At 68.5% G+C, this 18,619-nt stretch carries 16 protein-coding genes; 8 read left to right on the top strand and 8 right to left on the bottom strand.

Annotated features, from left to right (window positions below; all coding sequences use genetic code 11):
* The first annotated feature begins 22 nt into the window (after nucleotides 1-22).
* Genes QNI11_RS09715 through QNI11_RS09705 form a run of 3 tightly spaced genes read left to right on the top strand, consistent with a single transcriptional unit; the run spans nucleotide 23 to nucleotide 2,286 of the window.
* Nucleotides 23-667, top strand: coding sequence for a DsbA family oxidoreductase (locus QNI11_RS09715; protein ID WP_283983252.1), 645 nt, complete (start codon nucleotides 23-25; stop codon nucleotides 665-667).
* Nucleotides 667-1,017 carry a potassium channel family protein gene (locus QNI11_RS09710; RefSeq protein ID WP_283983251.1) on the top strand — a complete coding sequence of 117 codons (351 nt, stop codon included), beginning with the start codon at nucleotides 667-669 and terminating at the stop codon, nucleotides 1,015-1,017. Before QNI11_RS09715 ends, QNI11_RS09710 begins: the two co-directional genes overlap by 1 nt.
* An 18-nt stretch (nucleotides 1,018-1,035) precedes the next feature.
* Complete coding sequence (locus tag QNI11_RS09705; protein ID WP_100930658.1) at nucleotides 1,036-2,286, top strand: multidrug effflux MFS transporter; 1,251 nt, start codon at nucleotides 1,036-1,038, stop codon at nucleotides 2,284-2,286.
* 32 nt (nucleotides 2,287-2,318) lie between these two features.
* Here QNI11_RS09705 and QNI11_RS09700 read toward each other — a convergent pair whose 3' ends face one another.
* Together QNI11_RS09700 and QNI11_RS09695 are read right to left on the bottom strand one after the other, a co-directional pair.
* Complete coding sequence (locus tag QNI11_RS09700; RefSeq protein ID WP_283983250.1) at nucleotides 2,319-3,890, bottom strand: methyl-accepting chemotaxis protein; 1,572 nt, start codon at nucleotides 3,888-3,890, stop codon at nucleotides 2,319-2,321.
* A 1-nt stretch (nucleotide 3,891) separates the two neighbouring features.
* Nucleotides 3,892-4,218 (bottom strand): hypothetical protein, encoded by a 327-nt coding sequence (locus QNI11_RS09695; protein WP_283983249.1) that lies wholly within the window; start codon nucleotides 4,216-4,218, stop codon nucleotides 3,892-3,894.
* A 229-nt stretch (nucleotides 4,219-4,447) separates the two neighbouring features.
* Between QNI11_RS09695 and QNI11_RS09690 the strand changes: the two genes are divergently transcribed.
* Entirely contained in the window at nucleotides 4,448-5,662 is a 1,215-nt protein-coding gene (locus QNI11_RS09690; protein ID WP_283983248.1) for an NADP-dependent isocitrate dehydrogenase, read from the top strand.
* 173 nt (nucleotides 5,663-5,835) lie between these two features.
* On the opposite strand, the gene QNI11_RS09685 is transcribed toward QNI11_RS09690, so the two are convergent.
* Entirely contained in the window at nucleotides 5,836-6,702 is an 867-nt protein-coding gene (locus tag QNI11_RS09685) for a glycosyltransferase family 2 protein (protein ID WP_283983247.1), read from the bottom strand.
* Nucleotides 6,703-6,878: 176 nt separating this feature from the next.
* Here QNI11_RS09685 and QNI11_RS09680 point away from each other — a divergent pair, with 176 nt between their 5' ends.
* A complete protein-coding gene (locus tag QNI11_RS09680) occupies nucleotides 6,879-7,493 on the top strand; it encodes a YitT family protein (protein WP_254698239.1) in 615 nt (204 codons plus the stop codon).
* 207 nt (nucleotides 7,494-7,700) lie between these two features.
* Here the strand turns inward: QNI11_RS09680 and QNI11_RS09675 are convergent, their stop codons facing one another.
* Complete coding sequence (locus QNI11_RS09675) at nucleotides 7,701-8,027, bottom strand: hypothetical protein (RefSeq protein ID WP_283983246.1); 327 nt, start codon at nucleotides 8,025-8,027, stop codon at nucleotides 7,701-7,703.
* A gap of 473 nt (nucleotides 8,028-8,500) precedes the next feature.
* Here QNI11_RS09675 and QNI11_RS09670 point away from each other — a divergent pair, with 473 nt between their 5' ends.
* A complete protein-coding gene (locus QNI11_RS09670) occupies nucleotides 8,501-10,843 on the top strand; it encodes a serine/threonine protein kinase (protein ID WP_283983245.1) in 2,343 nt (780 codons plus the stop codon).
* Nucleotides 10,844-10,849: 6 nt separating this feature from the next.
* Here the strand turns inward: QNI11_RS09670 and QNI11_RS09665 are convergent, their stop codons facing one another.
* The 3 genes from QNI11_RS09665 to QNI11_RS09655 are packed head-to-tail and all read right to left on the bottom strand — an operon-like array spanning nucleotide 10,850 to nucleotide 14,350.
* Nucleotides 10,850-11,695 carry a hypothetical protein gene (locus QNI11_RS09665; RefSeq protein WP_283983244.1) on the bottom strand — a complete coding sequence of 282 codons (846 nt, stop codon included), beginning with the start codon at nucleotides 11,693-11,695 and terminating at the stop codon, nucleotides 10,850-10,852.
* Nucleotides 11,692-13,938 (bottom strand): glycosyltransferase, encoded by a 2,247-nt coding sequence (locus QNI11_RS09660; protein ID WP_283983243.1) that lies wholly within the window; start codon nucleotides 13,936-13,938, stop codon nucleotides 11,692-11,694. The genes QNI11_RS09665 and QNI11_RS09660 overlap by 4 nt, the downstream gene beginning before the upstream one ends.
* A gap of 1 nt (nucleotide 13,939) precedes the next feature.
* Entirely contained in the window at nucleotides 13,940-14,350 is a 411-nt protein-coding gene (locus QNI11_RS09655; protein ID WP_283983242.1) for a hypothetical protein, read from the bottom strand.
* A gap of 496 nt (nucleotides 14,351-14,846) precedes the next feature.
* Between QNI11_RS09655 and QNI11_RS09650 the strand changes: the two genes are divergently transcribed.
* A complete protein-coding gene (locus QNI11_RS09650) occupies nucleotides 14,847-16,685 on the top strand; it encodes an SUMF1/EgtB/PvdO family nonheme iron enzyme (protein WP_283983241.1) in 1,839 nt (612 codons plus the stop codon).
* Between the two features lie 30 nt (nucleotides 16,686-16,715).
* Nucleotides 16,716-17,975: an ABC transporter substrate-binding protein gene (locus QNI11_RS09645; protein ID WP_283983240.1), complete on the top strand. Its 1,260-nt coding sequence runs from the start codon at nucleotides 16,716-16,718 to the stop codon at nucleotides 17,973-17,975.
* A gap of 3 nt (nucleotides 17,976-17,978) precedes the next feature.
* On the opposite strand, the gene QNI11_RS09640 is transcribed toward QNI11_RS09645, so the two are convergent.
* Nucleotides 17,979-18,521, bottom strand: coding sequence for a TetR/AcrR family transcriptional regulator (locus QNI11_RS09640; RefSeq protein WP_254698241.1), 543 nt, complete (start codon nucleotides 18,519-18,521; stop codon nucleotides 17,979-17,981).
* Nucleotides 18,522-18,619: the final 98 nt, after the last annotated feature.

Here is an 18,619-nt window from a genome sequence, read left to right as displayed (position 1 = left end):
AGAGACCGGGACTGGAGGTCTCATGGTACAACTCGATATCTTTTCCGACCCGATCTGCCCGTGGTGCTACATCGGCAAGGCCTATCTCGACCGGGCGCTCGAGGCGCATCCCGATCACCCGTTCCGCATCCGCTGGCTGCCGTTCATGCTGAACCCGGCAATGCCGCAGGAAGGGATGGACCGACGGGAATACCTCGAAGGCAAGTTCGGCGGACAGGAGGGCGCGGTGAAGGCCTACCTGCCGGTGGAGGAACACGCGAAGAAGGCCGGGCTGACGATCAACCTCGACCGGATCGAGCGCACGCCGTCCACCATCGACGCGCAGCGGCTGATCCACTGGGCGGGGATCGAGGGGCGGCAGACGCCCGTCGTCTCGGCGCTGTTCCGGGCCTATTTCGTCGACGGCCGCGACATCGGCGACCGCGAGACGCTGGCCGACATCGCCGACAGCATGGGCATGGACGCGGCGTTGGTCATGCGGCTGATGAACTCCGACTCGGACCGCAAGGAGATCGTCGAACAGGACGCCACGGCGCGCGGGATGGGCGTGACCTCCGTCCCGACCTTCGTGGTGGCGCAGAAACATGCCGTGCCGGGTGCGCAGCCGCCGGAGCTTTGGGCGAAGGTGATCGAAGAGCTGCGCAGCGGGGCCGACCCGAGCGCGTGATGCAGAAGCTGCGCTGGCTCACCCTGATCCTGACGCTGGCGGCGATCATCGCCACCGGCACGGTGTTCTTCCACCGGGTCGAGGGCTGGAGCTGGCTGGACAGCTATTTCTTCACCGTGGTGACGCTGTCGACCGTGGGCTACGGTGAGCTTGTTCCCGCCACCGCCGTCGGCAAGATCGGCACCACGGTGTTCATCCTCGTGGGTCTGGGGATTTTCGCGGTTGCGATCCAGCAGTTCGGGCAATACGCCATGCGCAAGCGCGAGGAGCACACGGAATGGCTGATCGCGCGGCTCGACACCAGCGAAGAGAATGCTGCCAATGATGATGATCCGCCGGACCGCCGCTGACGCCTGCGAGGCGGCGGCATGACGTCCCGTCCCGAAGCGCCTCAGGCGCCCGCAACACCTGCCACGCCCGATTACGTCATGCCGGGGCGGTTGGAGTTCGTCACGATGATGGCGATGCTCACCGCGATGGTTGCCTTTTCCATAGACGGGATGATGCCCGCCCTGCCCGAGATCGCGAGCGACCTCAGCCCCGACTCGCCCAATGCCGCGCAACTGGTGCTGACCACCTTCGTGCTGGGGCTGGGCATCGGCACGCTGTTCACCGGGCCGCTGTCGGACCGCTTCGGACGCAAGCCGGTGATCGTCGCAGGCGTGGCGGTCTACGTTCTTGCGGCGCTGGCCTCGGTGCTGTCGGACAGCCTGTGGTGGCTGCTTGCCACGCGCATGCTGCAGGGGCTGGGCGCCGCGGGGCCGCGCGTGGTGGTGATGGCGGTGACACGCGACCTTTACGAGGGGCGCGGCATGGCGCAGATCATGTCCTTCGTGATGATCGTCTTTGCGCTGGTGCCCGCCATGGCGCCGCTTCTGGGCCAGCAGATCATCCGCGTCTGGGAATGGCACATGATCTTCGTGGCCGCGGCGATCTTCGGGGTGGCGGCGGCGACCTGGGTGACGATCCGCCTGCCCGAAACCCTGCCGAAATCCCGGCGCCGCCCGTTCCGCCCGCGGCAGATCCGCGCGGCGCTGACGGAGATGATGGCGCTGCCCGACGTGCGGCTGCCGATCGTCGTGCTGACGCTGACCTTTGCCTGCCTGTTCTCGGTCATTTCCTCGATCCAGCCGATCTATTCGGTCTGGCTGGACCGGGCCGAGACCTTCCCGCTGTGGTTCTGCCTGACGGCGATCCTGGCCGCCTCGTCGAGCTACGTGAACGCAAGGCTCGTGGTGCGGCTGGGGATGCGGCGGCTGATCAACTCCATCCTCTACGTGCAGATCGTGGCGAGCGTCGGGATGCTGGTGCTGCTCGTGCTGAACCCCGGCGCGCTGGTGCTGTTCGTGGCCTTCCTCGTGTGGCAGCAGGTGCAGTTCTTCCAGGCCGGGCTGACCATCGGCAACCTCAACGCCATCGCCATGTCGCCCATGGGCCATATCGCGGGGACCGCCGCTTCGGTCATCAGCGCGCTGGCGACCGTGGCCTCCGTTGTCCTGGCGATTCCCATCGGGCTCTTGTTCAACGGCACGCCGGTGCCGCTGGTGGGCGGGGTGCTGATCTATGCCACGCTGGGCCTGCTCGTCATGCGCAGGCTGCGCCACCTCGAGGACGCCTGACGCGGGGCGCGCCTGCAGGGCTGTCCGGCGCTTCAGGGCGCTGGACCGGTCCGGTCCGGCGATGCCCGGTCGTCGGGGTCGTTCAGGTCGTCCTCGGAGAAGGTGAAAGCCTCCATGTCGCAGGACAGTTTCCTTGAGGAGACGGTCATACGGCGGCTCATTCCGGCAAGCCGTTCGCCCATGACGGCGGCCTGCCGGGTCCGGTCGTTGGTGCTGCGCACCATCTCGTGCAGTTGCGAAAGCGCGCCCGCCTGTTCAGCGTTGCGGTTGGAGATCGAGGCGGTGAGGTCGCTGGCGCGGGAGATCTGGTCCTTGATCTCCTGCAGGCGCTGGCCCACGGCATCCACCAGTTCCGCACCGCTGCTGACCTGACGGGTACTGTCATGGATCAGCTGACGGATGCCGCTGGCCGCCTCCGACGTGCTTTTTGCCAATTGCCGCACCTCTGCCGCGACGACGGCGAACCCCTTGCCCGCCTCTCCGGCGCGCGCCGCCTCCACCCCGGCGTTGAGCGCGAGGAGGTTGGTCTGGAAGGAGACGTCGTCGATCAGGTCGACGATGGATTCGATCTGGCGGGAGCCTTCCTCGATGGCGCGCATGGCGGCGATGGCGGCGGTCGTGACCTCGCTTCCGTTGACGGCGCTGTCGCGCGCCTCTCCGGAACTGCGGGCCGCGTCGCGCGCCTGTTCGGCGGTCCTCGACAGCACGTCGACCAGCGTTTCGGTGGCGGCGGTCATCTCTGCCAGCGCGCGGGACTGCACCTCTGACAGGGCGACGAGGTCGTTCATGGTGTGCGACAGGCTTTGCGAGTCGGTCGAGAAGCCGCCGACCACATCGCTGGCGCTGGCGAAGGCCTCCCGCAGGGTGCCGACGGTCACGTTGAATTCGGAGCGCAGCACCTCGTACTGCGCGGGAAAGGGGCCCTGGATACCGAAGCAGAGGTCGCGCCCGGCCAGCCGGCTGAGGGCGATGCGCATCTCCTCGATCACCCGGCTGGCGGCCTGATGCGCGGCCTGAACTTCCAGCCGGGCGTCTTCGGCCATCTGTGTGCCGATCTCAAGCTCGCGCGATTTTCTGCGGATCTGCGCGAGGCTGGCGTTGCGGTCGCGGGCGGCAAGGCCCAGTACGACGCCCTCCAGCACGACGATGCCGCCGTGCAGCGCGGTGCGCGCGATGTTGGTCGTCAGCTCTGCCGTGGGATAGACCAGCGCCGGGAGCGCCACGGTGAGCAGCAGGTGATGCAGCGCCGTGATGGCGCAGGCGTAGATCAGCACGTCGATCCGCCCCGGGATCGCGATCACCGCCAGCAGCACGAAGAACAGCATGTGCGTGTCGATCTGGAACGGATGCCCGGTGAAGACTGCGGTCATCATCATCGCCTGCCCCATGATCGCCGTGGCCATCGCGTAGTCGCGCAGGCCCGAGGACATGGCGGTTCCCAGAACCATCGCCACACCCAGCGCCAGCGTCCCCATGAGCGCCGGCACGAAAGGTGTCCCGGCATAGAGGCTGGCGAGCGGGATCAGCGGCAAGAGCAGCGCGCTGACGGCGAGGCGGCGCGCCGGGAAGTCCGGCCGCCGGGCCCATGTGCCGAGGGACGTCATCTCAGGACACTCCGCAGAACCGGGCGAGCTGCCCGCCATCGACCAGCGCCCAGGCCCCCTTACGTCGAAGGCTGTCGGCGGGCACAGTGCCGTCGAAGACCGCCAGGGCGGCCAGCCTGTGCGGCGGCCAGGGCGTGAGCCTGCGCCCGCCCGCTGCGTCCACCATGCCCCCGGCCCCCGTGGACCACGGCGCGGCGATCACCACCACCGGTGCCCCGTCGCGCGGCGACAGGGCCGAGACCGTCACCACCAGCGCCGCGCCGGTCACGAGGACAAGCATCGCCACAAGCAGCGCTATTCCGGCGATTTGTCGAACGAGGCTTTTCATCCAGCCTGCCTAGGGCAAGGGAGATTACCCGCCGTTTAACGCCTCCGGATTTATCCCTAAATTTCAGGTATTTAAAAACTGCCGCAAATGCGTGCAGGGCTTACCTGAAATGCCTGTCGCGGGGCCGCGGGCTGGATGTTTTTTCGGTATGCCACTGTATACTTCATTCCCGTGCAACGTCCCATGCGTTAGACAGCGGACAAACGACTCATCGCAGAGGGGAAAGCCGATGACCCGTATCAAGGTCGACAACCCGATCGTGGAAATGGACGGCGACGAGATGACCCGCATCATGTGGGCCTTCATCAAGGAAAAGCTGATCCTGCCGTACCTCGACCTGGACCTGCTGTACTACGATCTGGGGATCGAGGAGCGCGACAGGACCGACGACCAGGTGACCATCGACGCCGCCGAGAAGACCAAGGAGGTGGGCGTCGCGGTCAAATGCGCGACGATCACCCCGGACGAGCAGCGGGTCGAGGAGTTCGGCCTGAAAAAGATGTGGAAGTCGCCCAACGGCACGATCCGCAACATTCTGGGCGGCGTGGTTTTCCGCCAGCCGATCATCTGCCGCAACGTGCCGCGGCTGGTGCCGGGCTGGACCTCGCCCATCGTGGTGGGCCGCCATGCCTTCGGCGACCAGTACAAGGCGACGGATTTCCATTTCCCCTCGGCCGGCAAGCTGACGATGAAATGGGAAGGCGCCAACGGCGAGGTGATCGAGCGCGAGGTCTACGATGCGCCCGGCGCCGGGGTCTACATGGGCATGTACAACCAGGACGAGTCGATCCGCGACTTTGCCCGGGCGTCGCTGAACTACGGGCTGACGCTGGGCTGGCCGGTGTACCTGTCGACCAAGAACACCATCCTCAAGGCCTATGACGGGCGGTTCAAGGACCTCTTCCAGGAGATCTACGAGGCCGAGTTCGCCGAGAAGTTCAAGGAAGCGGGCATCTGGTACGAGCACCGGCTGATCGACGACATGGTGGCCTGCGCGCTGAAGTGGAACGGCAAGTTCGTCTGGGCCTGCAAGAACTACGACGGCGACGTGCAGTCGGACACGGTGGCGCAGGGCTTCGGCTCGCTCGGGATGATGACCTCGCAGCTGATGACGCCGGACGGCCGGATCGTCGAGGCGGAGGCGGCGCATGGCACGGTGACGCGGCACTACCGCCAGCACCAGAAGGGCGAGGCGACCTCCACCAACTCCATCGCGTCGATCTATGCCTGGACCGGCGGGCTGAAGCACCGCGCGAAGCTGGACGACAACGTGGCGCTGCGGGCGTTTGCCGAGACGCTGGAGCGGGTGATCGTCGAGACGGTGGAGGCCGGATTCATGACCAAGGACCTCGCGCTGCTGGTGGGCCCGGACCAGGGCTGGCTGACCACGATGGGTTTCCTCGAGAAGGTCGACGAGCGGCTGAACAAGGCGCTGGTGGGCTGAGGGCCGGGATGTCGGCGCGCTGGCGCGCTGACTGGTCCGGTTTTTCGCCGCGCTGGCGCGCGCCGATCCGCCGGGGGGCTGCCGCCCCCCGGACCCCCCGCAGGTATTTGGGCCAAGATGAAGGGCATGAGCCTTTGGGTCCGGGGTGGGGTTTCCTGGTTTGGGGTCCGGGGTCAGCCCTGGCCGAAGAAGCGGTCCGGCAGCTCGGTCCGGAAGGGCAGTTTCAGGGCGCGGGTCTTGAGCACGCTGAAGCGGTCGAGGCGGGCCGGTTTGACCGAGAGGGTCGCATGGGCCTGCGGTTCAGCCTCTTCCCATGGCAGCCGCGGCTTGGCCTCGAAGGTTTCGTAGAATTTCCGGGCGTCTTCGCCGGCCTCCTGCCAGCCGCCGCCGGGCAGGCCCTTGCCGGGGGCGTTGGCCACCGCCATGCGGATGGCGTTGCCATCGTCGAGCACCGCGCGGTTGGCGTATTTCAGGTGTGCGAGGTAGAGCCCCTGCGGCATGTGGAAGGGGAAGCTGTCGAGCTTGCGGGGGGCGACGCGGGTGCCGTGCAGCTGGAAGCCCACGGCGCGGCGGGCGGCCACGGCCTTGGAGTAGTGGCCGGAGAAGGCCAGCGCGCGGCGCGGGCCGAAGACCGGGCCGTCCTTCAGCGGCGTGTCGCCGGGGCGTTCGGCAAGGTCGAAACCCAGGGCCGTGACGACCGGCACCTCGCAGGCGGCCAGCGCGGTCCCGAGGCTGTCCCAGCGGTCCGGGTCGATCACCAGCAGTTCGTCGGCATCGGTGCGGATCACCCAGTCGTAGACCTTCGAGAGACCGGCGTGGAACCCGTCGAGCATCTCCGCCCGTGCCTTGTCGAAATTGTCGAAGCCGTCGCGCGGGATGGTCAGCACCGAGGCGCCGGGGCAGATGCGGGCGATCTCCGGATCGGCGCCGTGGGCCACGACGAAGAGGTTCCCGGCGCCGACATGGCGGGCGTGATGGGCGTACCAGCGGGACAAGGCCCAGTAATCGCGGTGGACCATGGTCAGGCAGGCAATGCGCATGGAAGCCCTTTCGACGCCGTGCATCCGTTTCCGCGCCACTGTTTCGCGGAGCGCGGCGAGTTTCAACCGCGCAGCGCCCTGAGTTTGAGCAAACGCACCAGCGTCGTGCAGACCGCGGTGCCCTGCCCCTTGCCCGCGCCGCCGCAATGGGGCATCGGCTGACGATGCCCAGCCTGATGCACCTTCCCCCCGCCGACCGCCACACCCTTTACGAAGACGCGGTGGGCCTGATCGTCGGCACGCTTCTGATGGCGCTGGCCGTGCAGGCGCTGCGCGCGGGCGGGCTGATCACCGGGCAGATCGCCGGCCTGTCGCTGATCCTGTCCTATGCGGCGGGATGGTCCTTCGGGGCGGTGTTCTTTGTGCTGAACCTGCCGTTCTACGTGCTGGCGCTTCGACGGATGGGGGTGAAGTTCACCCTGAAGACCTTTGCCGCGGTGGCACTGCTGTCGGTCTTTACCGAGGTGTTGCCGCTGGGGCTGACGGTGACGGCGTTGCAGCCCTGGGTGGCGGCGGTGGTCTTCGGGGTCTTGGGCGGCGTGGCGCTGATCGTGCTTTTCCGCCACGGGGCGACGCTGGGCGGTGTGGGCATCGTGGCGCTGTGGCTGCAGGACACGCGGGGGATCGCGGCGGGCAACGTGCAGCTTGCCTTCGACCTCTGCGTCTTTGCGCTGGCCTTCGCGCTGTTCCCCTGGGAGGTGGCGGCGACGTCGCTTCTGGGGGCGGTGATCCTGAACCTGATGATCACCGTGAACCATCGGGGCGACAGGTACATCGCGCGCTCGCGGTAGGCTTTGCGCATGACCGGCGGGGCGCGGGGTGCGTGCCGGTCGGGGCAGACACCCCGGACCATGGAACTGAACAATCGGGAAGGCCCCCTGGCCAGCGCGGGGCACGGGAGGTAAGCCGCGCGCTGGCCCTGGCCGCCGGTCATGGCGGCCCGGGGGCACGCGCCCCTCCCGAGGGAGGAGAAGGGGCGCGGCCTGTGGGCCTGGGCGTCAGCCGCGGTCGGTGCTGTCGTCCGCGGGCTCTTCGGGCAGGAGACCGTCGGCCTGGGCGATCACCACCTCGTCGGCATTCAGGAGCCCGTCCGCATCGACATCGGCCTCGTCGAAGACCTCGGCCTGCACCTCGGGGAAGACCGCCTGGACTTCGGCCAGCGTGACGAAGCCGTCGGCGTCGGCATCCATCTGCTCCATCACGGCGACATCGGCGCCGGGCATGGGGGCATCGGCGCCCATCTCGCCGTCCATCGTGGTGGACTGCGCAAAGGCGGGGAGCGTGAGGGCCGCGAGGGCGGCTGCGGTCAGTGCTGCGGTTTTCATCTTCTTTCCTCCTTCGGGTTGGTTCGAAGATGACAGGGATCTGGGGGCACGGTCGGGCGCTTGCCAGAGGGGCGGGAGCCGGGCCGCATTTCGGTGCGGAAGGTTGCCCAAAGGCCGGGTGCCGCTGGGCGGCGGATCGCCATTCAAGACCGCATTCCAATGGGTTGGCCAAGTTCTGCCGTGCCGCAGTGCAGCAACGGGCGCCTTGCCGCCGCTGGCCTTGCGGGTCTGTCGGGTCATCGGGAACCGGGCTTTGACCGGGGGTGCGCGGTGCACGGGCCCCGGCCGCGATCGACTGACGTTCGAGGTGCATCAAAGCGGGGCACCCGGGCCCCTGCCCGCCATCCGGGCAAGCCGGCCACACCCGCCAAGCCCGTGTCCTGAAATGCGAATGCGGCGCCGCTTGCAATCGACGCGCCCCGATGCCGGTGCTAAGGTCACCCCTGAGCAGAGAGGCCACATCGGATGCGTGCATGAAGGACCCCCGGGCGAAAGACATCTTCCAGCTCGGACAGCTCCTCAACAACACCTACCGGGTGGAGGCGGTCCTCGGCCGTGGCGGCCTGTCGGAGGTCTATCTCGCACGCTCCACGATTTCGGGGCGCGTGGTGGCGATCAAGGCGTTGCGCGCCGAGTTCTCCGACAACGACAGCTACACCTCGCTCATCACCCGCGAGGAAGGCGTGCGCGAGATCCGGCACGACGCGGTGGTGCGCTACTTCGACACCCAGCGGACCCCGGACGGCATCGTCTATCTCGTGATGGACTACATCGAGGGCAAGGCGCTCGACATCGTGCTGCGCGAGGGCGGCATGTCGATGGAGGACGTGCTGGCGGTGGGCGAGCGGGTGCTGGCCGGGCTGGCGGACGCGCACCGCAACAACATCGTGCATCGCGACATCGCGCCCGATAACATCATCCTGCGCGCAGGCGATCCCCGGCAGGCGGTCATCATCGACTTCGGCATCGCCAAGGACACGACGCCCGACGCGGTGACGATCGTGGGCGAAGGCTTTGCGGGCAAGCTGGGCTATGCCGCGCCCGAGCAGTTCGGTGGCCATACCGATCCCCGCTCCGACATCTACGCGCTGGGCGCGGCCTTGCTGGCGACCTACCTCGGCAAGAAGCCCAACATGGGCAAGCAGCCGATGGAGGTGCTGCCGAAGAAGATGCAGCCGCTCGACACCGAGGGCGTGCCGGAGCCGTTGCGGATGCTGATCCTGCGGATGACGGAGCCTGACGCGAAGAAGCGGTTCCAGACGGCGGACGAGGCGGTGGAGGCCTTCAAGCGGGCGCAGAACGGCACCCCCCTGCACTACGTTCTGGACGGGCCGCCGGAGCTGACGGTGACGGAGAGCCCGACGGTGCGCGCGGTGCCGCCGCAGGGCAACGGGCATGGCACGATGGCGCCCGGCACCGTGCCGCCGGGGACCTTTCCCCCCGGAACCATGCCGCCGGGCACGATGCCACCGGGGACGTTTCCGCCTGGGACCATGCCACCGGGGACGTTTACCCCCGGCACGATGCCACCGGGGACCATGCCGCCCTCCGGCGGGACATGGACCATGGCACCGGATGGCACCGCGCATTGGCAGACCGCCGTGCCGCAGCCTCCGAAGCGCGGCAAGGGGCTTTGGATCGGCGCGGCTCTCCTGGCCGTGGCGGCGGTGGCGGGCGGCGCGTGGTACGTCCTGAACGGCCCCGGCGGATCGCGTTTCCCGGAACAGTCGCCATTCGAGCTGACCGTGTCGCGCGGCGCGGACGGCGCGGTGACGGCGACGGGCTTTGTCCCCTCGCCCGCGGCGCTGGCGGAACTGACGCAGCGGGTCGAGGCCCTGGGCGGTACGGCGGAGCTGTCCCTTGGCAGCGGCGCTTTGGCAGAGACCTGGCCGGAGGATGTCATATCGTTGCTCGGCGCCGCCGCCACGCTGGAGGAGTTCGAGGTCGCGCTCAGCGACAACCGGGCCGAAGTCACAGGGCTGGCGGAGGACCGCGCCGCGCTCGACGCCGCGACCAAGGGGCTGGATGGCACGCTCTATCCCGGGCTGGACGTGCAGGCGGACCTGCTGCTGGGGCCGCGCGTGCTGACGCCCGGGGACCTCTCCGACGTGATCGACTTCTGGGCCGACTGTGGCGCGCTGACGTTGCAGCCGCCGCAGGGCGAGGCCTATGCGCTTGGCGACACGCTCCGGATCACCGGCACCTTCGCCGCCGAGGCCAGCCGCGCGGAGCTGGAGACATCGCTGACCGACCGCATCGGCAGCCGGTCGTTGCAGATCGACGCGGATGTGCTGAACGACATGCATTGCCGCATCGACGAGGCGCTGCCCCCGCTGCCCGCCGAGGGGATGGAGATCGCCTTCGGCTCCGGCGACGATGGCGGGGCGCGGCCCGACGGCATCTTCCGCCCCGGCGACAATCCGACCATCGACGTGGGCCTGCCCGAGGGGTCCGAGGGCTACCTGCACGTGATCCTCGTGGACGTGCAGGGTGTGGTCTACAACCTGCTGCCGAACCGGCTTGCGCCGGAGCACAGTGTCGCCGCGCTGCGCGAGACGGCGCAAGACGGGCGCATCCGGGTCGCGTTCTCGGAGGCGGTGGCGCGGGCGGAGACGCGCGTCGCCTTCCGCGTCGACGACAGCGTGATCGGCCGGTCGCGCGTGGTGGCCTTTCACACGCGGGATCCGCTGTTCGAGGGCAACCGCAAGGTGACGGAGACGCTGGACATCTTCCTGCAGGACCTCGTCAGGCGGCGCGAGGCGGCGCCGGAGATCTTCCTCGGCGTTCAGTCGGCGATACTGGAAACGCGCGGCTGACGGGCCTCAGTCGTCGTCCTCCGCCGCTCTGCCCGGCGCGGGCCAGGGACGGTAGGCGGACATGAGATGGTCGAGCGCGCCGAGGCCGCGCAGCGCCTGCCCCATCACCAGCCCGTTGGAGAACTTGTCGAGCGCGTCCTCCGTCCCGTCCTGCCTCTGGAAGTAGGAGGCGGAGGGAAATTCCCACGCCGGAACGTCGAAGCCCAGCGTGGCGAGATGGCGCGAGAGGTGCTGCGCCCGGACCTCCGGCGTGCCGGGCAGGAGGTCGCGGTCGTATTCGACCGTGGCACGCGCCACCCCTGCCCCGTCGCACAGACGCGCCACGTCGCCCAGCCAGGCATCGAGCATGCCCGCGAAGGCCAGCGCCTGCTCGGCCCCGCCTTCGGGCCTGAGCCCGGAGGTGTTGGCGCCGAACCAGATGCCGGTCTCGCGCGCCTTGAGGTAGGAGGCGTACTGGTCGAGCCGCCGCCGGGTGAGGATCAGCGCGCCGAAGGCTTGCGCCGCGAGGCACTGGCGGAGGGCGGCGAGGTGCACGTGATGCGGCAGGACCTTGAGTACGATGGCCTGATCCTGCGGGACGGCCGCGTCGAGGAGCGCGAGCGCCCCCGGCGGGTTCATCCGGAAGAGCCGGGCCAGCGCCTGCGGGCCCCCGGCGCGCTCGGTCAGCTCCGTTTCGAGGTCGGGATGCAGGCTCAGCCCGTAGATGCCAGCGGGGTTGAAGACCTCCGAGAGGGCCAGCACGTCCGGCAGTTGCCCGAGAATGTCGACCAGCAGGTTCGACCCGGCGCGCGGCCCGGAGAAGACCACCAGCATCCGCTTGTCGCGGGCGGGTTGGGTCACGGTGCCGGTCATCGCGGGTAGGCGTCCCACTGGAAGCGGTCGGTGCGCACCATGCCCGCGTGATCGGCGACGAGACCCGCCAGTTCCGCGGCACCCTTGCTGGGTTTGAGCGTGGCCATGCTGGCGCGCATCGCGGCACGCGCGTCGGGGTCGAGCAGTTCGGCCAGCTTCGCGTCGAGCCGCGCGGCGGTGTCGCGGTCGCGCAGGCAGAGGCCGTGGCCCATGACCTCCGCCCATTGGGCGCGGGTGAGCTGGCTGTCCATCTCGGGCGACTCGTTGGGGATGAAGAGCGTGGGGATGCCGCCGTAAAGCTGTTCGTGGAAGGCGTTGTATCCGGCCACCCCCACCGCGGCATCGACGGCGCGGCTGTTGAGGAAGCTCGGGAATTCGCGGAGCTGGAGTACACGGGCCTCTGCCCCTTCGGGCACCGGCGGCAGGGTGGCGAGCGGCGAGACGATGTCCAGCACCCGCACTTTCGGATGGCGCAACAGGTGGCGGATCACCTCGGCGCGCAGGTCGGCCGTCTCGAAATTCGCACCGGAGCCCATCTGCAGCGCCACGACGAGGTCGTCGTCGGCAAAGCCGTAGTGACGGCGGGCGGCGGCGCGGTCGTGACGGGCGGCGGGGTCGATGTGGAGGACCGGCGCCGTGACATGGGTGTTGATGCGCTGGTCCCGGGTCGGCCCGAAGTCGAGGTCGCCGGGCAGCTCGCCCGGTTCGATCACCCCGGTGAAGGCGTCGGAGGCATCGAGGAAATCGCGGTGGATCTCGCGCCACATGGCCCGGCGGACCCAGAGGGAGACGAGATCGGGGAAGGCGTCGAGCGCATCGATCAGCCCGCCGAAGGCCGCCGTCCCGTCATAGGCGAGAAGCGCGGGCTGCAGGTGGCGGATCAGGTCGTAGAGTTCCTCGGCGAAGACGGTGTTCCATGTTTCGTGCCCGGCGCCGAGGTGGCGGTGGTGCGGCAGGTAGAACACCGGGTAACCCGCGTCGGCGGCGACCTTGAGCGAAAAGCTCATGGAGGCAAAGACCGGTTGCAGCGCGTCGCGGGGCAGACGGTCGGCGATGGCCATCTGCTGGGTCAGGTGCCCGACCCCGATGCCGTTCGTGGACACGAAAAGGACCGGTGCGCGCGATCTGCCGCCGATGGCGGGCGTTTCGTGCACGGTTTCGGGCGCCGGGCGTTCCGAGAGGCCGAAGAGCTTGGCCCGGTCGGCGGCGCGCCACGTCACGGCGTGGTTCTCCAGCACCCAGCGGCGCGCGGCGAGGCGCAGGGAGCGCCAGCGGGCCGGATCGGCGGCGATGGAACGGACAAGCGGCAGCACTTCTTCGGGTTTGGCGTAGAGCGCCGCGTCGCCGAAGAGGTCGCGGAAGTGCGGCGGCAGGATGGTGACGCAGCCCATGGCGAGCGCCTCGAGGATGGTCCTGCCGAAGGCCTCGCTCCACGCGCTGTCGTGGTAGTAGACGTAGAAGTCGAGCCCGGCGAGGAAGTCCTGCACGCCGTCGAACTCGAACGGCAGCAGGCGCCAGTTGCCCGGTACGGGCTTGCCGTACTTCTCCTGCAGGAAGTCGCCCGCGCCCAGAACGCGGACCTCGATATCGTCCTCCTCCGCGCCGTAGATCAGCGCGGCCTCCTTCAGCGTGTCGGGCCATTTCGACGGGTCCGGGCGGGCATGGCGGCCCAGCACGATGTTCGTCGGGTCCGGCGCCGCGCGGTCGGGATCGAAGGGCCAGTCCTCGGGTGCGATGAGGTTGATCCAGTCCTCATCGACAAGCAGGCCCGTCTTGCCCCTGCGCGCCCGGAGCGAGCGGCGCACCACGGGGCTGACCGGGGTGATCAGCACCTCTGGCGCCAGCGTCGCGGCGATGACCTCGCAGACCGCGTCGAGATCGTATTGCCGGGCGCCCTTCGCGTCGACCATGGGGTGGTGCAGGACGAGGATCGCGCGGCCGGCCCGGAGCGGCAGGCGCGCGCGCGGCAGGTTGGCGAAGACCACCGGGTGATGGACCAGTGCAAGCTGCGCGGTCAGCCGCTCCCACGGCCAGACCACGCGAAGGAAGCCGCTTTCGATGTGGCGCCGGATGCCGGGGTGCGAGGGCCAGGGCAGACCGAGGAGGTGCGCCTTGACCATCATGATGCCGACGCGCGGCGGGTTCGGTGCCTCTGCCAGCCCGTCGAGTTCGGCGGCGACGGCGGTGGAGGCCCCTCCCTCGAACCGGGGGTCGAGCACGTATACGAGATCGAGATCTTCCACCCTAGGCCCGCCCTCCGAAACGGCGCGCCGCCTCGTCCGCGTAGCCCTGAAGGTCGAAGCCATAGGCGATGGCGCGTTGCGGGCGCCATTTCGACAGCAGCAGCGCGCGACGGTCCTCGAGGTAGCGCGGCCAGTTCACGAGCTCCGGGAAGGCCGCCATCTGGCCGAAGGAGGGCAGCACCTCGAAGGCGGCCTTTGCCTCCATGAAGGGGCGGAAGTCGAGCGCGGAATGCACGAAGACCAGCTTGTGCCGGGCAAAGCGGCGGTCCAGCTGGGCGATCACCGGCGGCAGCGCGGCGGCGTCGATGTCGAGGGTGAAGACCATGATGACCGGCACGTCATCCGGCAACAGCGCCAGTTCGGCGGAGGGTTCGGGGGCCGTGGTGCCGGTCTTATGCCCGAAACCGAGCATCTGCCTGACCTGCGTCCCTCAGTAATTGAAACGGGAGCGGTCGTTGATGGGCCTCGTCGTCCGCGGCACCGTCACCGGCGCCGTCGTGGTGACGGGCGTCGTCCTGGTCACCGCGACTTGCGGACGGGGGGTGGCAGGCGTGTAGACCCGGGGTCCGCAGTCGATGGCGCGGCCGCGCGTGGCGCTTCCGGGTTCGCAAAGACGGGGTTTGTGGGTATCGGCGGGGAGGCACCCGATCAGGCCGAAGCCGGTGACTGCAAAAGCCATCAATCTGCCAAGACGCGACTTCATGGTGCAAACCCTTTTCGAATATCAATATATAACGCATACTTAATTTTGTCCGGAATCTCAAGCTCGCAGACGTAGGGTAAACCTCTTTGCCAGCCTGCGGCGCGATCCGGACAGCCGGGTCCCGGTTTTCAATGGGCCGGGTTGGTACAGGCAAGTCACTGGTATCCTTTTCGGAATTTCAATTCGAAGTGGTTGGACAATGATTTTGACGGCACGATTCCTCGGAACGCTCGGGGTGGCTCTCATGCTGTGGCTGGGGGCGGCCGGCGGGCTTCTCGCGCAGGGTGCAGAGCCGCGCCGGGTGGCGCTGGTGATCGGCAACGCGCGCTATGTTCAGGTGCCCGCACTGGGCAATGCGGTGAACGATGCGCGGTTGATTGCCGACCGGCTGGAGGGCCTCGGCTTCGAGGTCATGTTCCGCACCGACCTGACGCGGCGCGGCTTCCTCGACACGATGACCGAGTTCCGCGAGACGGTGGAGGGCGCCGATACGGGGCTGTTCTTCTTTGCCGGGCACGGGGTGCAACTGCGGGGCACCAACTACCTGCTGCCGACCGACGTGGAACCGGGCACCACCGACTTCCTCAATGCCGAGGCGATCGACCTCGACACCGTGACGCGCATCCTGAACGAGGGCGCGCAGGTGTCGATGGTCTTCCTCGACGCCTGCCGCAACAACCCGTTCGAGGCGACGCGCGGCAGCGATCCCGACACGCGCGGGCTGGCCCGGGTGGCGGCGCAGCGCAACACGCTGATCTCCTTCGCGGCGGCGCCGGGCGAGGTGGCGCTGGACCGGGTGGCGGGCAGCGACTTCCAGAACAGCCCGTTCACCACCGCGCTGGCCCGGCACCTGGGCACGCCGGGCGATCCGATCAGCCGCACGATGATCAAGGTCCGCCGCGACGTGCTGGACCTGACCGACGGCCGGCAGGTCCCTTGGGAGAATTCGTCGCTCGTGGAAGAGCTTGTGCTGACCAAGGATCCCGCCGCGCCGCCGGAGGCGGTGGGCGCGCTGGATGCGGAGTTCTGGGACCTGATCGGCGAAAGCGGCAGCGTCGACCTGCTGGAGCGGTTCCTCGAACGCTTCCCCGACAGTTCGTTTGCGCCGGAGGCCGAGGCCCGCCTGCGCCGCGCCCGCACCGCGCGCGAGACCGCGCAGGCCGAACCGACGGAGGCGGAGCTGCGGGCGTTTTATGCCGAACCGCTACCGCCGGTGATCCTCCAGCGGTTCTGGGACTGCGACACCTGCCCGGAAATGGTGGAGATCGAAGGCTCGGAGCTGATCTACGGCACGCCCGACACGGTGGCACGGGCGCAATACGACGAGCGCCCTGCCCTGCGGCTGTCGGTGGGCCAGGCGCCGATTGCCGTGGCGGTGACGGAAACCTCGCAGGCCCAGTTCGACGCCTTCGTCCGCGAGACGGGGCACGACTGGCCCGAGGCCTGCATGATCACCGCAGGCGACGATGCGCTGCCCTCCATGGGATCGCGCAGCGATGTGCCGCAGGACCCGGAGCTGCCCGTCACCTGCGTGAGCTGGACCGACGCCAAGGCCTATGCCGACTGGCTGAGCCAGAAGACCGGCGAACGCTACCGCCTGCCCAACGAGATCGAGCACGAGTACCTGGCCGAGGCGCTCTATTTCAACGTCTCGCTCGAAGAGCGGCTGGACGGCCGGGGCGTCTGCGAGATGGTGAACATCGCCGATTACGGCGCACCGTTCAGCTGGCGCAACTTCGGCTGCGAGGACGCGCTTGGCCGCGGCGCCTTCCCCGTGCGGTCGCTGAAACCGGACGGCTTCGGCCTTTACCACCTGCTCGGCAACGTCTGGGAATGGGCCGAGAACTGCTACACCGACCATCCGCAGGCGATGCTGCCCCGCTCGCTGATCCTGATCGAGGGCGCCGAGGAATGCGAGCGCCGCTCGGTCCGGGGCGGCGGGTGGAGCGATCCGCTGACCTCGCTCAGCACTTCGAACCGCAACTGGGAACATCCCGATTTCAGGTCCGACACCATCGGCTTCCGCGTATTGCGCGAGATGTGAGGCCGGACTCCAGGACAAAGGACGACCGCCATGACCCGACTGATCCACACCTGCCTTGCCCTGCTCGTGCTGGCCGCGCCCGCGCGCGCCGTCGAGATCTCGCTTTCCTGCGGGGTGATCGGCGGCCAGTACAACGTCTGCCAGGATTCGGTGGACCGATGGGAACGCCGCACCGGCCACACGGTGCGCATCGTGCCGACGCCGCAGGCCAGCAACGACCAGCTTGTCTTCTTCCGCGAAAGGCTGGCCCGCCCCGAAAGCGGCGAGGTGATCGACGTGGTTAAGATCGACACGATCTGGGTGAACTTCGTCGAGCAGTACCTCGTCGACCTGAGCGCCTATTCGGAGGGCGCCGAGACGCAGCATTTCGCGGCGCTGGTGGAGAACGCCAGCTTCGAGGGCGAGCTGAAGGCCCTGCCGCTCTGGTCCGATGTGGGGCTGTTCTTCTACCGCAAGGACCTGCTTGAGAAACACGGCACCGCCGTGCCGCGCACATGGGACGAGATGGAGACGGTGGCGCGCCAGATCCAGGCAGCGGAGCGCGCCGAAGGCAACCGCATCTGGGGCTACATCTTCGACGGCGACGCGGGCGAAGGGCTGACCTGCAACGCGATGGAGTGGCTGGCAACCATGGGCGGGGCGCAGATCCTCGACGCGGAGGGGCGCGTGGCGGTGGACGATCCCGCCGCCATGGACACGCTGCGCCGCGTGAAGGGCTGGATCGGCGATATCGCTCCGCCGGAAGTGACGACGCTGAACAACGAGAGCGCACGCGAGATGTTCCAGGACGGCGGCGCGGTCTTCATGCGCAACTGGCCCTACGTCTGGGCGCTGGCGCAGGAGGACTGGAGCAAGGTGAAGGGCAAGGTCGGCGTGACCACCCTGCCCGGCGGCGCGGCGGGGTCCGGCGCGGGCACAAGCGGCGGCTGGTATCTCGGCGTGTCGCAGGACAGCGCACATCCGGAGATCGCCGCCGACCTCGTGCTGCACATGACCTCGAAGAACGAACAGCTTCAGCGCGCGCTCTTCAGCAGCGTGAACCCGACGCGGCCGGAGCTGTATTCCAACCCCGACATCCGCAACATGTCGGATTTCTTCGGAGAGATCTTCGCGGCGCTGCAGACCGCCATCAACCGGCCCAACGCCGAGTTGCGCGGCAGCTACACCTTCGTGTCGGACCGCTGGTCGGAGACGGTGAACGCCTACCTTTCGGGCGAGGCGGAGGACCCCTCGACCCTCTTCGCACCGTTGCAGGAGCAGCTTGCCCGGCTGGAGCGGCGCGGCTGGTGAGCCTCAGGCCTTGAGGCCGTCCACGAAGATGTCGAGCAGGCGCACCACCTGCGCGCGCCAGTCCGGCCCGGGTTCGCGCGCGTAGCAGAGTGCGTACATCGTCTGGAAAAGGTCGTCGGCGGTGATGCCTTCGCGCAGGACGCCCGCCTGCTGGCCCTTGGCGATCAGGCCGTTGACCGATCCGGTGATGCGGGCCGAAAGCTCCGCGTAGGTCTTTTTCGCATCCTCGGTCATGACCATCGACAACGCGCCGAGCATCCCGCGCTTGGTCTCCACCATCGCGACGTTGGCGTGCAGCCAGCCGCGCAGCGCCGCCACCGGGTCGTTGGTGCCGTCCAGCCCTTCGGCAAGGTCGGCCAGCTGCTCCATCTCGCGGCGGAAGACCGCGTGGAACAGTTCTTCCCGATTCGGGAAGTGGCGGTAGAGCGTGCCGATACCCACGCCCGCACGGCGCGCCACGGCCTCGAGGCTGGCGTTGGGACCGCCCTGGCCCAGCACGTCCTTGGCCGCCTCGATCAGCAGATCGCGGTTGCGGGCCGCGTCCACGCGCGGTTTTCTCTTGCGCGTTTCACACAAGCGCACGCTCTCCTCTTGAAAAACGGAGGCACCCTCCGTATAACTATAGCACGGGACGGGCACGGTGC

Source organism: Sagittula sp. MA-2, assembly GCF_030126985.1.
Classification (GTDB): domain Bacteria; phylum Pseudomonadota; class Alphaproteobacteria; order Rhodobacterales; family Rhodobacteraceae; genus Sagittula.
Note: the sequence above shows the minus strand (reverse complement) of the source record. Positions and strands in the feature narration are given on the sequence as shown.

Excerpts from the sequence above, each read along its gene's own strand:
- QNI11_RS09695 (WP_283983249.1), bottom strand. The coding sequence starts at position 4,218 with ATGAAAAGCCTCGTTCGACAAATCGCCGGAATAGCGCTGCTTGTGGCG.
- QNI11_RS09715 (WP_283983252.1), top strand. The coding sequence starts at position 23 with ATGGTACAACTCGATATCTTTTCCGACCCGATCTGCCCGTGGTGCTAC.
- QNI11_RS09690 (WP_283983248.1), top strand. The coding sequence starts at position 4,448 with ATGACCCGTATCAAGGTCGACAACCCGATCGTGGAAATGGACGGCGAC.
- QNI11_RS09705 (WP_100930658.1), top strand. The coding sequence starts at position 1,036 with ATGACGTCCCGTCCCGAAGCGCCTCAGGCGCCCGCAACACCTGCCACG.
- QNI11_RS09655 (WP_283983242.1), bottom strand. The coding sequence starts at position 14,350 with ATGCTCGGTTTCGGGCATAAGACCGGCACCACGGCCCCCGAACCCTCC.
- QNI11_RS09680 (WP_254698239.1), top strand. The coding sequence starts at position 6,879 with ATGCACCTTCCCCCCGCCGACCGCCACACCCTTTACGAAGACGCGGTG.
- QNI11_RS09645 (WP_283983240.1), top strand. The coding sequence starts at position 16,716 with ATGACCCGACTGATCCACACCTGCCTTGCCCTGCTCGTGCTGGCCGCG.
- QNI11_RS09700 (WP_283983250.1), bottom strand. The coding sequence starts at position 3,890 with ATGACGTCCCTCGGCACATGGGCCCGGCGGCCGGACTTCCCGGCGCGC.
- QNI11_RS09710 (WP_283983251.1), top strand. The coding sequence starts at position 667 with ATGCAGAAGCTGCGCTGGCTCACCCTGATCCTGACGCTGGCGGCGATC.
- QNI11_RS09675 (WP_283983246.1), bottom strand. The coding sequence starts at position 8,027 with ATGAAAACCGCAGCACTGACCGCAGCCGCCCTCGCGGCCCTCACGCTC.
- QNI11_RS09665 (WP_283983244.1), bottom strand. The coding sequence starts at position 11,695 with ATGACCGGCACCGTGACCCAACCCGCCCGCGACAAGCGGATGCTGGTG.
- QNI11_RS09670 (WP_283983245.1), top strand. The coding sequence starts at position 8,501 with ATGAAGGACCCCCGGGCGAAAGACATCTTCCAGCTCGGACAGCTCCTC.
- QNI11_RS09685 (WP_283983247.1), bottom strand. The coding sequence starts at position 6,702 with ATGCGCATTGCCTGCCTGACCATGGTCCACCGCGATTACTGGGCCTTG.